Below are 14,856 nucleotides of genomic sequence, written 5' to 3' on the forward strand. Positions count from 1 at the left end.
AATCGCGTGAGTGACAACACTCACAGGCACAGCCAACAGATTTTTTTTCAGAGTTCATTTAGAACCCCAGCTTTTGCAACTTTAATTAAGATTGCGGCGACGCCTTAACGATCCTGAATGTGAAGAAGGCAAGACCCGCAACAATCGAATGAACTGATGCGCTTCAGCCCCGTCGGTGGCGCGTCATTAACAAGCGATTTCACCTGTTCGGGGCGGTGCTGCTCGTAAGCCCCCTCGGAAAGGCAATTAAAGGCATGGGTCGCCAATTTTGGCCTAACCCCGACAGGTGAATCGCAGGATCGTTAGACGTCCTGGCGCTGCAGAACGGGGTGATGCTGGCAATCGCGGCATCTTCTCTTGCAGGCTTGCCAGGCGTGGTGAGTGCACAGTCGCAATGCTGGTACTTTGAGCCGCGCCCATATTGCGATCCCCTTAGAGCGGACGTGCGGGCCGCACAAACCAACGTTTTTTCGGGAAGTCTACCCCGGTTGGGGCGCTGTTCTCACTCTTTCCGGGCAAAAACGGGTTTGGGGGTTTATTCTGGCCGTCATTTTCGCTTGGAGCCTTAAAGCAGCTTTATTAGAACCATTTGCAGTCGCAGCTATGATGCAGGTTTATTTTCAAACCACCGACGGAGAGGTGTCCAACCCGGAATGGGATGAAAAACTCTCAAGGCATTGGCAACCCCTGCGCCGGCTAAAGCTGTCCGATCGTGCAAACTATCCCAAACCTTGCGATGGTTTTGAACCTTCGGAAGGTTGTATCGAGCTCTTTAATACCCAAACAAACGCGAACCTTCTTAGAGAAGGTCAGCGTTTCATAAAACATAAAGGATCCTTTTATGAAACTTTCTAGAATATTAATGATTCTTGCAGTTGCAATTACATCCTCTGCTTTTTCCCAGAACCGGGAATTGGAGACCGAATCCGCTGTTATGACCGAACACCAGGTCACTGTTAAAGGTAAGCGTTTTCCCTACCAGGCAACAGCGGGAACACAACCTGTCTGGGATAAAGATGGCAAAGCGATAGCTTCGTTGTTTTACACCTATTATGAGCGATCTGATATTAAAGATCGTGCGGCAAGGCCTTTGCTGATTTCGTTTAATGGCGGCCCCGGCTCCGCGTCTGTTTGGATGCACCTTGGATATACCGGACCGCGCGTCCTCCGGATTAATGACGAGGGTTACCCGATACAGCCTTACGGCGTTAAAGAGAATCCGAATTCCGTTCTGGACGTGGCCGATATTGTTTATGTAAATCCTGTGAATACCGGTTTTTCCAGAATCGTGAAGCAGGAAGATGATAAGAAGGAGAAGGTTGAAAAATCAACTTTTTTTGGTGTGAATGCCGACATCAAATATTTGGCTGAGTGGATCAGCGCTTTTGTATCCAGAAAAAATCGCTGGCGGTCTCCCAAGTACTTGATTGGCGAAAGCTACGGCACAACACGGGTTTCGGGATTAGCGCTGGAGCTGCAAAATTCTCAATGGATGTATCTTAACGGCGTTATTCTGGTTTCTCCTACGGATATCGGTATTGAACGAGGCGGACCTGTCGAAGCGGCGTTGCAATTACCGTATTTCACGGCAGCTGCCTGGTATCATAAAGCACTCAATGATGACCTGCAGCAGAAGGACCTGGAAGAAATATTACCGGAAGTTGAGAATTATACCATTAAGGAACTCATTCCGGCCATGGCGGCAGGTGGTTTTCTGGAACAGGCAAAGAAGAAAGAAATTGCCGCTAAGATGGCTTATTATTCAGGTGTTTCGGAAAAAACATTTTTACAATATAATTTAGATGTCCCGACCCGCTATTTCTGGAAGGAACTTTTGAGAAATGAAGGGTACACCGTGGGAAGATTGGATTCACGGTACCTGGGTCTCGACAAAAACGAGGGGGGAAGCCGGCCCGATTTTAGCGCTGAATTAACATCCTGGCTGCATTCTTTTACGCCGGCGATTAATTATTATTTGAGGGAAGAGCTTAACTACAAAACGGATATTAAATATAATATGTTTGGCCCGGTGCGTCCGTGGGATAGACGTAACAACCGAACGGGTGAAAACCTGCGCGAAGCTGTGGCAATGAACCCCTATCTGCATGTGATGATCCAGTCAGGTTATTATGACGGCGCGACCCAGTATTTCAATGCCAAGTATACACTCTGGCATCTTGACCCGAGCGGAAAGTTGAAAGACCGGCTAAGATTTGAAGCCTACCGCAGTGGGCATATGATGTATCTGCGCGCGGAAGACCTGGCGAGTTCCAATGAGCACCTCAGGGAATTTATCCGTGATTCGATGCCCGCTACAGGGGTACCGGCTCAGTATAAAGTTAGGTAGTCACTGAACTAACCGTAAAATGATTTCGATAAATGAAAAAAGGCATCAATTTGATGCCTTTTTTCGTCAGTGCTCACCGTGCCGCTGAGCAATTATTCAATCTCCTCCCTCCGAGGAAATTACGAACAGCCACTCGTAGAACCGCAGTTCAAACATTTGTAGCAAGAGCCGTTGCGTACCATAATCGCCCCGCATTCAAAACAAGGCGGTGCGTCAGCCTGCGTTTGATAAACCAGCTTCTCTTGCGCCGCATGGTCTGATTGCCCTTGCTTGATACTGTTTTCAGGGGCGAACTCGTCGGTTTCGGTCATGGCTTCCTGGCTTGCATCAGGCGGCAGAAACTTGAGCGCCAGCCACCTGAAAATGTAATCCGTAATGGATTTCGCCATGCGGATTTTCGGATTGTTGGTAAAACCGGAAGGCTCAAACCTCGAGTGAATGAATTTATTGATAAGTACTGTCAAAGGTACACCATATTGCAGCGCCAGAGAAATGGCGGTTGCAAAAGAATCCATCAAACCGGAAACCACCGAGCCTTCTTTCGCCATGACAATAAAGATTTCTCCCGGTGTGCCGTCTTCATACATGCCTACGGTAATATACCCCTCATGCCCGGCAATGCTGAATTTGTGAGTAATTGCCTGCCGTTCATCCGGCAAACGTTTCCGCCTCGGTTGGGCAACAACCGGTGCTTTGGCCTCTGATTCTTTTCCTTCTCCGTCCTTTAAATCTGTGTTTAGCGGTTGGGAGCGTTTGCAGCCATCGCGGTAAATGGCGATCGATTTCAACCCCATTTTCCAGGATTCGATGTAGGTTTGTGCAATGTCTTCAGGTGTCACCTCGTTCGGCATATTCACCGTTTTTGAAATGGCGCCGGAGAGGAAGGGCTGTGCCGCCGCCATCATTTTGACATGGCCCATATGATGGATGGTTCGCTCGCCGTTCGCCGGCTTGAATGAGCAGTCAAAAACCGGCAGGTGGTCTTTCTTCAATCCGGGGGCGCCTTCGATGGTATCGCGTTCGTCGACGTATTTGACAATCGCAGTGATCTCTGCTTCCGTGTAGTTGAGTTTTTTGAGAGCTTCGGGAATGGTGTTGTTGACAATTTTCATAACCCCGCCGCCGACAAGCTTTTTGTATTTAACCAGGGCCAGATCCGGTTCGATGCCGGTGGTGTCGCAATCCATCATAAAAGCGATGGTGCCGGTCGGCGCCAGGACGGTTACCTGGGAGTTTTTGTAGCCGTACTCGCTGCCGAGGGCATAGGCGTCGTCCCAGACCTTTTTGGCTGAAAGAAAGAGTTCGCTTGGCACAAGTTCTTTCCGAATTTTATCAACGTGCTCCCGGTGCTGTTTAATGACGCGCAGCATTGAAGAACGATTCTTTTTGTATTTGGGAAAGGGGCCGAGCTTGCTCGCAATGATCGCTGAAGTTTTGTAAGCTTGCCCGCACATCAAAGCAGTAATTGCCCCGGCATATCCCCGGCCTTCATCGCTGTCGTAAGGCAAGCCAAGAGACATCAGCAAAGCGCCGAGGTTGGCGTACCCTAAACCGAGAGGACGAAAGTCGCGGCTGTTCTTTGCGATTGCCGGAGTTGGATAGCTTGCATTGCCAACGATAATTTCTTTAGCCAGAATCATGATGCTGACTGTGTGCAAGAAAGATTCAACGTCAAACTCACCATCTTCTTTGCGAAATTTCATCAGGTTTATTGAAGACAGATTGCAGGCCGTATCATCCAAAAACATGTATTCGCTGCAGGGGTTTGAGGCGTAAATTCGATCCGTGTTCAGGCAGGTATGCCAATCGTTTATCATGGTATCGAATTGAATTCCCGGATCGCCGGAAAGCCAGGCTGCCTCTGCTATCATTTTCATCAAATCTTTCGCCCGGTAAGAGTCGGCGACATTGCCAGAGTTGATTTCTATGGTCTGCCATTTTTTATCTTCAACTAACGCTTTCATGAATTCATCGCTGACCCGCACGCTGTGATTGGCGTTTTGGAAAAAGATGCTGGTGTAGGCTTCTCCATCGATGGCGCTGTCATATCCGGCATCGATTAAAGCCCAGGCCTTTTTTTCTTCATTTGTTTTGCAATTGATGAAGTCAACAATGTCCGGGTGGTCGATATTTAGAATGACCATTTTCGCTGCGCGGCGTGTTTTACCGCCGGACTTAATGACCCCGGCAAACGCGTCGAATCCTTTCATGAAAGAGACCGGTCCGGAAGCCGTTCCGCCACCGGAAATTTTTTCTTTTGAAGAGCGAATGGCAGAGAGATTGGAACCGGCGCCTGAACCCCATTTAAAAAGCATGCCTTCGATTTTCGCTAAATCCAGAATTGATGACATGCTGTCTGTGACCGAATTTATAAAACAAGCCGAACATTGAGGCTTTTCTTCAATGCCGCAATTAAACCAGACCGGGCTGTTAAAAGTAGCTTTTTGATTGATCAAAATGTGGGTCAATTCGTGATAGAAAGTTGCGGCATCTTCCTCAGTTGCAAAATAGCCGTCTTCTCTTCCCCAATCGGAAAGGGTTTCGGATACCCGGTTAATGAGCTGCTTCACACTGCTTTCTCGCTGGGGGGTTCCGAGTTTGCCGTTGAAATATTTTGAAGCGACCACATTGAGCGCTGTCTGCGACCAGAAGGAAGGCGTCTCGATATTTTTCTGCTCAAAAATAATTTCGCCTTTTTCGTTGGTTATTTTCGCTGTGCGCTTTTGCCATTTTATGCTATCGAACGGATTTTTATCGGGTTTGGTGTAATAATTTGCAATGGTTAAGCCTTTGCCGTCGGCACCGCTTCCCGAAACCGGTCCTGTTGCGTTTGCTCTGTCCTTTTTTGGGGCTGAGAATCCTGAAGCCATTTGGTTCCTCCTCAGGTTTACTGGATAAATTGATTAGACCAGGGGTGTGTTTTAACTTCTTGTGGAGTTAAAGATACAATAATTGATCTAAAAGTCAAGGAAAAAATACAAAATATAGTATTTTTATTACAAGGACACACAATAGATGGTATGTTTGTAAGATTGCTGCATTCCAAAAAAATCTTGACTTGGACTCAAAATAGTAGTATATTAATTTTCAAAATCTGAGCGCTTAAATCAATAGAAAATAAGATATTTTTCCAAGTAATGAATAGTGACCGACGAAGAGCTGATAAAAAAAACACTCAAGCTGGCGGAAAAAGGGCGCGGCAAGGTTAGCCCAAATCCATTGGTCGGTGCGGTCATTACCAAAAATAATGAGATAATTGCCGAGGGTTTTCACCGGGAGTTCGGGGGCGTACATGCCGAAGTGGCAGCGCTTGATTCCGCGCGAGAGGATGTCAACGGCGCAACTTTGTATGTTAATTTAGAACCGTGCAGCCACACGGGAAAGCAGCCGCCATGTGTTGAACGAATCAAAAATTCCGGTATAAAAAGAGTCGTGGTTGGGACGCCTGATCCGAATCCGCTTGTGAACGGCAAAGGTATCGCACTTCTTCGGAAGGAAGGTTTAGAAGTCAAGGTTGGTGTTTTGGAAGAAGCCTGTGGCAATCTCAATGAGGCCTTTTTCAAGTATGTCCAAACCAACCGCCCGTTGATAACTTTAAAAATCGCGCAGACGTTAGATGGTAAAATTGCCGCAGCAGGTGGCAGCTCCAAATGGATTACTTCCGGGAAATCGCGGCGGTTGGTTCACAAGATGCGCAGCCAAAATGATGCGGTTCTCGTCGGCATTGGTACCGTTCTAAAAGACAACCCGAGATTGACCGTGCGTTTGGCAAAAGGCCCCAATCCAAAGCGAATTGTTCTGGACAGCACGCTAAAAATTCCATTGAACTCAAACTTTTTAACTAAACCTTTGGTTGAGAAAACAATCATTGCAACCACCTCTGGGGCTTCAAAAGAAAAAATTCGCAGTATTAAAGAGCTGGGCGCAAATGTTTGGACAATTAAAAATGATTCCAAATCCCGAGTTGATTTATCAGAGTTGTGCAAAAAAATGGGCATCGAGGGGATAACCAGCGTTTTGGTAGAAGGAGGGAGTCAGATATTCTCAGCTTTCCTGCAAGAGAAGTTAGCTGACAAAATTGCGATTTTCATCGCTCCGAAAATATTCGGGCAGGGTTTAAGCGCGGTTCATTTTAACGGGATTCATTCTTTGAATGCGAGTATAAAGCTGAGCGACTTTGAAAAACGAAAAATCGGCGATGATGTGTTGTTGACCGGGCGGCTTCAAAAATAGATTAAGATGTTCACAGGACTGATAGAAGAAATCGGCACAATTGAGCAAATTCAAAAACATCGAGGAACGCTTCGATTTACTCTTTCTGTAAAGGAAGTTGTAAAGGATTTAGCCATCGATGACAGCGTCGCGTTAAATGGGGTTTGCCTGACAGTTGTTGAATTCTCGAAGTCAAACTTTCAGGTCGAAGCCGTTGAGGAAACGCTAAATAAGACAACATTCGGTTCGCTGAAAAATGGCAGTCAGATTAATTTAGAACGCTCGCTGAGATTTTCTGATCGAATGGGCGGCCATTTCGTGCAAGGACATGTGGATGCAGTCGGCGAGGTAGCGGCAGTACAACGGCAAGAGGGAGGGGTTCTGCTTTCAATAAAGCTGCCGGCGCACTTGTTGAAATATGTGATTTCCGAGGGTTCGATTGCAATTGATGGCGTGAGCTTGACGATCGCACGCTTGAAAGAGAACCAGATCACGATTTCTCTCATTCCGCATACCCTTGAAAAAACGACGCTGGCGAATTTAAAGGTAGGGGACAACGTTAATATAGAAGTAGATTTAATTGGTAAATATGTTGAAAGAATCTTAACCAGGCCGAATCAGAGTAAGATTTCTGAGGAATGGCTGGAAGAAATGGGTTATTCATAACGCGGCAAAGCCGCAATTGCAAAGGTGAAACGTGAGATGTGAAACGAGAACTCTATAAACATCTTTCAAGCTATCAGCTTTCAGCAGTCAGCATTTAGTTTTTTGAAGCTGATAGCTGACGGCTGAGAGTTTGTGACATTGGAGAAATTTCTTTGCGCAAAAATGCAAAACTTTATTGGTAATAATAAATATGTTTGACAATATCAAGGATGCTATAGAAGAATATAAACAGGGCAATATTTTAATCGTTGTCGATGATGAAGACCGCGAAAATGAAGGCGACTTTATCATGGCCGCGGAGAAAGTTACCCCCGAAAAAGTCAATTTTCTGGCTAAGCACGGGCGGGGTTTGGTTTGTGTACCGATGACCGGCGAACGCCTCGATGAGCTCGATTTACATCCTATGGTTCCTAATAACACAGAAAGAATGCGAACTTACTTTACTGTCTCGGTCGACGCAAAAAAGAACACTACGACCGGTATTTCAACTTTTGACCGAACAGAAACAGTCAGGGTTTTAATCGACCCGAAAACCAAACGGGACGAGTTGATGCGGCCGGGTCATGTTTTCCCTTTAAGAGCACGGGATGGCGGCGTTTTGGTTCGCGCCGGTCACACGGAAGCGGCTGTTGATTTTGCGAAACTATCCGGACTGTATCCCGCAGGGGTGCTTTGCGAGATTTTAGACGATGACGGCAGTATGGCGAGGGTTCCGAGATTGAAAGAACTTGCCACACAGTTCAAATTGAAAATTATTACCATTAAGGACTTAATCGAATACCGCCGCCAAACTGAAAAATTGGTCAAAAAACTTGTCACTACGAATTTACCCACTGAATTTGGGAAATTCAAGTTACATTTATACTGTAGCGAAATTGACGAACAACATCATCTGGCAATTGTAAAAGGAGACGTGAGCTCTGGAAAGCCTACCCTTGTCCGGGTACATTCTCAGTGTCTTACAGGCGATATTCTTGGCTCACTGCGTTGTGACTGTGGAGATCAGTTGCGCCAGGCTCTGATGGCAGTTGAAAAAGAGGGGAACGGCGTGGTTTTGTATATGCGCCAGGAAGGGCGAGGCATCGGTCTGGAAAACAAACTCAAGGCTTATGAATTGCAAGATAAAGGCAAGGACACCGTTGAAGCGAACGAAGCGCTTGGGTTTAAACCGGATTTAAGGCATTACGGTGTGGGGGCGCAGATTTTATACGATCTTGGAATCAGGAAAATTCGCCTCTTGACCAATAATCCAAAGAAGATAATCGGCCTATCCGGTTACGGGCTTGAAGTCGTTGAAAGAGTAAAGATTGAAATACCCCCCAATAAAATTAATAAAAAATATCTTGCCACTAAACGCGACAAACTTGGACATCTTTTGACTTTAGTCGATGATGAACCCGAGCCGGAAAATCAGGAATTCTTAATCAACAAAGCGGAATTAAAAACATGAAAACTTACCAAGGCCAATTATCTGCGAAAGGCAAGCGGTTTGCAATTGTAGTCGCCAGATTCAATAGTTTAATTACCAAGCAATTACTCGAAGGAGCGCTTGATTGTCTGAAAAGACATGGAGCTGTTGAACAAGATATTGAAGTTGCCTGGGTACCCGGCTCATTTGAGATACCGGCAATGGCGCACGCCCTGGCGAAGTCCAAGAAATTTAACGCCGTTATTTGTTTGGGTGCACTTGTTCGCGGAGCCACGCCCCATTTTGATCACATCGCTGCTGCAGCAACAAATGGGATCGCACAAGTGGCGCTCGAAACCGGCGTGCCGACAGCTTATGGCGTGATTACAGCCGACACTTTGGAACAAGCGATTGAGCGTGCCGGTACAAAAGCTGGGAACAAAGGCTGGGACGCTGCGCTTTCAGCAATAGAAATGGCCGACCTATTTGATCAATTGACTTGATACTTAAAACAGATGTTCAGACGTTTTCTATTTTTACTAACTTTACTTGCAATTTTTTCGAAGTCTAGTTACGGACAAGTTCTTGGCTGGCAAAGCTATACCAGTGTGGGCACTATCGCTGATATTGCAATTGGTGCGGGCTCGGTTTGGGGCGGCTCCAACGGTGGCGGGTTACTGCAATTCGATTTAACCACTGAGATGATTTCAAAATTAACAAACACAGACGGATTGAGCTCTAACGACATTGTAGCGGTTGAAATTGATAAACGCGGGATGGTTTGGATAGCATTTTTCGATGGTCTGCTGAATCGTTATTCACCTGATACGCAAGAATTTGAAATAATAGATGATTACCAAAATCAATCCATTTCAGATATCGTTGCTTTTGGAGATTCTTTATACATTGGGTTAGATATCGGTGTAAGTTTATATACAATCGACCGGCGCGAAGTTAAGGAAACGTATGTTAACTTAGGTCTCTCGTCCGGTGGAAATATCGAAAAAATAGGAGCCAATTCCGTCACTATAAATGCACTCGATATTTGGGTTTCAACGGATAAAGGAATCGCCCGGTCATCATTAGATTTACCAAACTTGCAAGCCCCTTCGAGTTGGACTCAGTTTACAACGAGCCAGGGTTTACCCTCCGACCGTATTAACGAATTGGTTGTGTTGGATGGCACCCCGTATACTGCCACAATTTCCGGAGTTGCACGCTTAATCGACGGCCAGTGGATGGATGCCGGATTAACGGGAACGAATGTGCTTGCAATTGCAGTCGTAAATTCGAATCAATTTTTCCCGGAGAATTCGGTGGTATCGATTACTCGGGACGGTGTCTTTTGGCTGGATCCCTCGGAAGACCAGTGGCAGAAACTGGGCGCTTACGGGGACGTTACAGCTTTTGATACTGACAGCAATGGAGACATTTGGATTGGCCGGAAAGATTTAGGACTGGCTCGATATAATGGAAGTGATGGCTGGCAATTGGAGACGGTTAACAGCCCGGCAAGTAATGATTTTAGCAGTGTGGCCCTGGACTCAAGAGGCCGGCTTTGGTGCGCCTCCCAGATCAGCGGAGTTCACATGCTTAATGAGAATGGTGTTTGGACCAACTTTTCCACTCAATCCGGATTGACCAAAAAAGACCATCGGGTCGTGATGGTAGATTCGCAGGACCGTGCCTGGGCAGGAAGTTGGGGCGGCGGTATCACCATTTTTGAGGTATCCGAAACTGACACTTCGTTAACCAAGATAGATGCCAGTCTGGAGATTCTTGCTGGGATAAGTATCGATCCGACCTTTGTTTTGGTGACCGATATGACCCAGGATGAATTCGGCAACATTTGGATTGTCAATCGTGAGGCCGTCAACGATCAGGTGCTTCCCGTTCGGTCCCCGCAAGGAGAGTTTTTTTATTTTTTATCCACGGTTGAAGAAATTGGTACGCGTTTTGTCAAGGTCCTGGAAATTGATCGAATTAATCGAATTTGGATTGGAACGGAAGACCGGGGCATCAAGGTCATCGATTACATGGGTACGTTATCTAATAAAACTGATGATAGATTCGACCAGGGGCTGGATAACACAGAAGGCTTGCTTTCTAACAAGATAACCGCACTCGCAGAAGATAAAGACGGCATCATGTGGATTGGCACCGAAGAAGGGCTTAACTTTTGGCAAGGCCAGGTTGGCAGGCGAACCGGACTTATTAACAGTTTTGTCAATACAATTGGAATCGACGGCATTAATAATAAGTGGATCGGGACGGCAAACGGAATAACAGTGCTTAACAATGACGGGAGAACTCAGACCGATTACACCACCGGTAACAGCCCACTGGTGAGCAATAACATTCAGTCGTTTGCATTTAACGAGGAAACAGGAGAAGTTTGGATTGGCACGACCAATGGCTTATCACGATTTCAGACGCCATTCACAGCACCCAAGGAAAACTTGAACCAGTTGACCGGATTCCCCAATCCATTTATTTTAGACGGTTTTGATGATGGTTTTACCATTACAAATCTGGCGGCGAATACAAGCGTTAATATTTACTCAATTTCCGGCATCAAGGTCAAAACTTTTAACAATGTGCAGGGAAAAGGACAGATTGTCTGGGACGGCAAGGATGACGACAGCAATTTCGTAGCAAGTGGAATATATGTGTATTTAGCTTTTACAAACAACGATATTTCAGCAACGGGTAAAGTTGCGGTTGTTAGACGATAAGCCGCTCATATATGCAAGCAGGAATCAAATGTTAAGAACTCTTTCAATTAAAAATTATGCTTTACTCGCGGATGAGGAAATCGAGTTTGGTGATAACCTAAATATCTTAACCGGCGAAACCGGCGCCGGCAAGACGATCATCATAAACGCGTTGGGAACTATTTTGGGGGATCGCGTTAGTAGTACGATTGTACGAGAGGGAGCGCCTAAGGCAATAATTGAGGGCACTTTTCAGATAGAAGAAAACGGCCAACTGCTAAATTTTCTCAAGAAAAATGACCTTGCTCTGGATCAGGAGCAGATGATCTTGAGACGCGAAATTTCTGACAACAATCGTTCCCGGGCATTTGTTAATGACACGCCTGTACAACTATCAATTCTGCAGGAAATTGGCGATCTGGCGGTTGACCTGCACGGACAGCACGATCATCAGTCTTTGTTAAAGATTAAAAATCACCTGATATTTCTGGATGAGTTTGGTTCTCTGGAGCTTGAAGTTAAAGAGGTCGGTGAATCATATCAAAAGCTTCAATCCGTTATTGCTGAATTAACAGAGCTGGAAAACAAACAAGGGTTATTAAAGGAAAAAAAAGAGCATTATACTTTTCAAATAAATGAAATTAACAAGATCGACCCGTCACCAGACGAGGAAGAAGAACTCTTCAAAGAAGAAAAAATCACGCAAAACAGGGAACGCCTTTTTAATTCAACAAATGAGTTTTATAGAATTTTATACGAAGGAGAAAAGTCTGTACTTGAGCAGCTTGGGCGGGTGAGCAACGGGCTTCGGGAGCTTCAAGAAATTGACCAGGAGTTTCAAGCCGCCCAGTTTGATTGTGAATCAGCTAAGCTGACGGTTGAGGAGATTTCCAAGTTCCTGGGGAGTTATAAGTCAAATATTGACTTCAACCCACAGCGGGCAGAGGAATTGCAAAATCGAATTGCCACATTAGCAGGATTAAAGAAACGTTTTGGAGGAAGTCTCCAAGAAGCTGTCAATGCTCGGGAAAAAATGCAAGCGGAATTGGAGAGTTTGGAGAATCTGGATTCACAAATCGCATCTTTAAAAAAAACGATTGAATCTGAAAGGGAAACATTCTCAAAGCTGTGCTTTGGATTAAGCCAAAAAAGGAAGAATTTCGCAAGGCAGCTAGATCAACTCGTTCCGGAAGTCTTATCATATTTAGGGATGCCTTCAGTTCGTTTCAAGGTGACTCTAAAGTATCAAGATGATCCACTTGGGGTAATCAACATTCAAGGTCAGGACTACCATGCAACCTCGGCTGGCATGGATTTTGTAGAGTTTTTCATTTCAACAAACAAAGGGGAAGAATTGCGGCCTCTTGCCAAGGTGGCTTCGGGTGGTGAAATCTCTCGCATCATGCTTGCCTTAAAATCACTCCTGGCAAAGAATGGCCGGATTCCTGTTCTGGTGTTTGATGAAATTGATAGCGGCGTTTCAGGCCGAATTGCCCAATCCGTTGGACGTAAATTAAAGGAACTTTCGGAGTTCCATCAAGTGATTTGTATTACTCACTTGCCGCAGATTGCCAGCATGGGGGAGCGGCACTTATTAGTTGAGAAAGTTGAGAGAATGGGCAGGGTTGAAACGAATATCCGGAAACTGACTTCAGAAGAAAGGACCGAAGCAATCGCGAAATTGCTGGCGGGTGAAAAAATTTCCGAAACGCATTTAAATAGTGCGCGCGAACTTTTGCACGACGCGACCATAGATTAAACTTTTGAAAGGCTCATTTGGATAAAATTGGTATAAACGGGGGGAAGGCACTAAAGGGTCGAGTTAAGATTAGTGGCGCCAAAAATGCCGCTTTGCCAATTATGGCCGCAACCCTTTTAGCTTCGGGCAAGTTTAAAATCCATAACGTTCCCGATTTACGCGACGTTAAGACAATGGCGCATCTTCTGCGCATTATCGGCGCACAGGTGGAATTCGCAAACAATTCGCTCACTATCGATACCTCGAAGTGCAATTTTTATGAAGCGCCATACGAGCTTGTTAAAACCATGCGGGCTTCAATTTACGTTCTGGCGCCTTTGTTGGCGCGTTTTTTAGAAGCAAAAGTGTCTTTGCCAGGCGGGTGTGCTCTTGGTTCGAGACCTGTCGATCTGCATCTCAAAGGCTTGGAAAAGCTCGGTGCAAAAATTGAATTGGAAAAAGGTTACATTGTTGCAAATGCAAAAAAGCTGACAGGCGCTTCCATTAATTTTGATATTTCAAGCGTCGGCGCGACCGGGAATATTTTGATGGCCGCTGTGTTGGCACAGGGCCGAACCATAATTGAGAACGCCTCCCACGAACCTGAAATAACTGCCTTAGCTCAATTTCTGGTGACCATGGGAGCCGATATTGAAGGAATTGAAACGGGAAGGCTGACGGTTCGTGGCGTCAACCATCTCAAACCGGTTGAATATACAGTCGTTCCCGATAGAATTGAAACCGGGACTTATTTAATGGCAGCTGCGATTACTGGTGGAGAAGTTGAACTAACGGATACGGATCCGAAAATTCTTACGAGTTTAGTTTCCAAATTGCGCGAATGTGACGTATTTATAGAAGAAGGAGATTCGACACTTTATTGTAAGGCTCCGAATCAAATCAAACCTGTGAGTATTACGACAGCACCCTATCCCGGTTTTCCAACGGATCTGCAGGCTCAATGGATGACTTTAATGTGCGTCGCTAACGGCAGCAGCATTATTACCGATACTATATTTGTTGATAGGTTTACTCATGTAGCTGAACTGAGACGTCTCGGTGCAGAGATCAAGCGCAATAAAAATAGCGCTGTTGTAACTGGAACCGAGAATCTTAACGGTGCCCCTGTGATGTCAACGGACTTGCGCGCTAGCGCTTCCCTTATTCTGGCCGGACTGAAAGCACAGGGTAGAACCGATGTTCTGAGAGTTTATCATATCGATAGAGGTTACGAGAAAATCGAAGAAAAATTGAAATTGTTGGGAGCTGATATTTGGCGTGAAGAAGGCGGGTTATAAAAGTATTGACTAAATAAATTGTAATTTTATATTATAATAGTTTTTGTTTTACAACTAAAGGAGTACACATCATGTGCGAAGTAAGAAGAATCTTGAGCACCTCATTTATTTCACTTCTTTTAATGATTTGGGGATTATTTATGGTGTGTAGCGGACGCGTACCAACTGTCGCTTATGACGACGAATTTGCCGACCCAGAAAGCGGATATAGCGAATCTGAAAACTCGGATTTAATGACGCAATTGGCGTTTTTGGATGAAAAGCCAACAAAACTAGAAGATTTTCAAAGACGGGAAATATTGGAAGCTCTTGGTATTGATCCCTCCGGCGCCGACATGAGCGCCGGTGAGCAAGACTTTCTGAGTGAAGAACTCTTTTTGGACTTGGAAGTTGAAATAGCTGAGTTAGAAAAACTTTCAGGCTCCAGAAACTCGATGCTCGATAGTTTACGCCTGGAAATGCAAGAAGCCGAC

At 45.5% G+C, this 14,856-nt stretch carries 11 protein-coding genes; 10 read left to right on the forward strand and 1 reads right to left on the reverse strand.

Annotated elements, in window-relative coordinates; genetic code table 11:
* Positions 1 to 381 precede the first annotated feature (381 nt).
* Both IH879_08985 and IH879_08990 read left to right on the forward strand, forming a co-directional pair.
* The gene (locus tag IH879_08985) at positions 382 to 855 is read left to right on the forward strand and encodes a hypothetical protein (GenBank protein MCH7675074.1); all 474 of its coding nucleotides are present in this window, start codon (positions 382 to 384) and stop codon (positions 853 to 855) included.
* Positions 842 to 2,347, forward strand: coding sequence for a carboxypeptidase (locus tag IH879_08990; protein ID MCH7675075.1), 1,506 nt, complete (start codon positions 842 to 844; stop codon positions 2,345 to 2,347). The genes IH879_08985 and IH879_08990 overlap by 14 nt, the downstream gene beginning before the upstream one ends.
* Positions 2,348 to 2,466: 119 nt before the next feature.
* Here IH879_08990 and IH879_08995 read toward each other — a convergent pair whose 3' ends face one another.
* The gene (locus IH879_08995; protein MCH7675076.1) at positions 2,467 to 5,217 is read right to left on the reverse strand and encodes a vitamin B12-dependent ribonucleotide reductase; all 2,751 of its coding nucleotides are present in this window, start codon (positions 5,215 to 5,217) and stop codon (positions 2,467 to 2,469) included.
* Between the two features lie 274 nt (positions 5,218 to 5,491).
* Between IH879_08995 and ribD the strand changes: the two genes are divergently transcribed.
* The 8 genes from ribD to IH879_09035 form a co-directional block, all read left to right on the forward strand.
* Positions 5,492 to 6,580: a bifunctional diaminohydroxyphosphoribosylaminopyrimidine deaminase/5-amino-6-(5-phosphoribosylamino)uracil reductase RibD gene (gene ribD / locus IH879_09000; GenBank protein MCH7675077.1), complete on the forward strand. Its 1,089-nt coding sequence runs from the start codon at positions 5,492 to 5,494 to the stop codon at positions 6,578 to 6,580.
* 6 nt (positions 6,581 to 6,586) lie between these two features.
* Positions 6,587 to 7,225 (forward strand): riboflavin synthase, encoded by a 639-nt coding sequence (locus tag IH879_09005; protein MCH7675078.1) that lies wholly within the window; start codon positions 6,587 to 6,589, stop codon positions 7,223 to 7,225.
* Positions 7,226 to 7,415: 190 nt separating this feature from the next.
* Positions 7,416 to 8,675 (forward strand): bifunctional 3,4-dihydroxy-2-butanone-4-phosphate synthase/GTP cyclohydrolase II, encoded by a 1,260-nt coding sequence (locus IH879_09010; protein MCH7675079.1) that lies wholly within the window; start codon positions 7,416 to 7,418, stop codon positions 8,673 to 8,675.
* Entirely contained in the window at positions 8,672 to 9,136 is a 465-nt protein-coding gene (locus IH879_09015; protein ID MCH7675080.1) for a 6,7-dimethyl-8-ribityllumazine synthase, read from the forward strand. The genes IH879_09010 and IH879_09015 overlap by 4 nt, the downstream gene beginning before the upstream one ends.
* A 12-nt stretch (positions 9,137 to 9,148) precedes the next feature.
* The gene (locus tag IH879_09020) at positions 9,149 to 11,368 is read left to right on the forward strand and encodes a hypothetical protein (GenBank protein MCH7675081.1); all 2,220 of its coding nucleotides are present in this window, start codon (positions 9,149 to 9,151) and stop codon (positions 11,366 to 11,368) included.
* A gap of 28 nt (positions 11,369 to 11,396) precedes the next feature.
* Positions 11,397 to 13,106 (forward strand): DNA repair protein RecN, encoded by a 1,710-nt coding sequence (recN, locus tag IH879_09025; GenBank protein ID MCH7675082.1) that lies wholly within the window; start codon positions 11,397 to 11,399, stop codon positions 13,104 to 13,106.
* A gap of 17 nt (positions 13,107 to 13,123) precedes the next feature.
* Positions 13,124 to 14,383: a UDP-N-acetylglucosamine 1-carboxyvinyltransferase gene (gene murA / locus IH879_09030; GenBank protein ID MCH7675083.1), complete on the forward strand. Its 1,260-nt coding sequence runs from the start codon at positions 13,124 to 13,126 to the stop codon at positions 14,381 to 14,383.
* Between the two features lie 71 nt (positions 14,384 to 14,454).
* Positions 14,455 to 14,856: hypothetical protein (locus IH879_09035; protein MCH7675084.1), on the forward strand; the 402-nt coding region annotated here is incomplete at its 3' end.

It is taken from the genome of candidate division KSB1 bacterium (genome assembly GCA_022562085.1).
Classification (GTDB): Bacteria; Zhuqueibacterota; Zhuqueibacteria; order Oceanimicrobiales; family Oceanimicrobiaceae; genus Oceanimicrobium.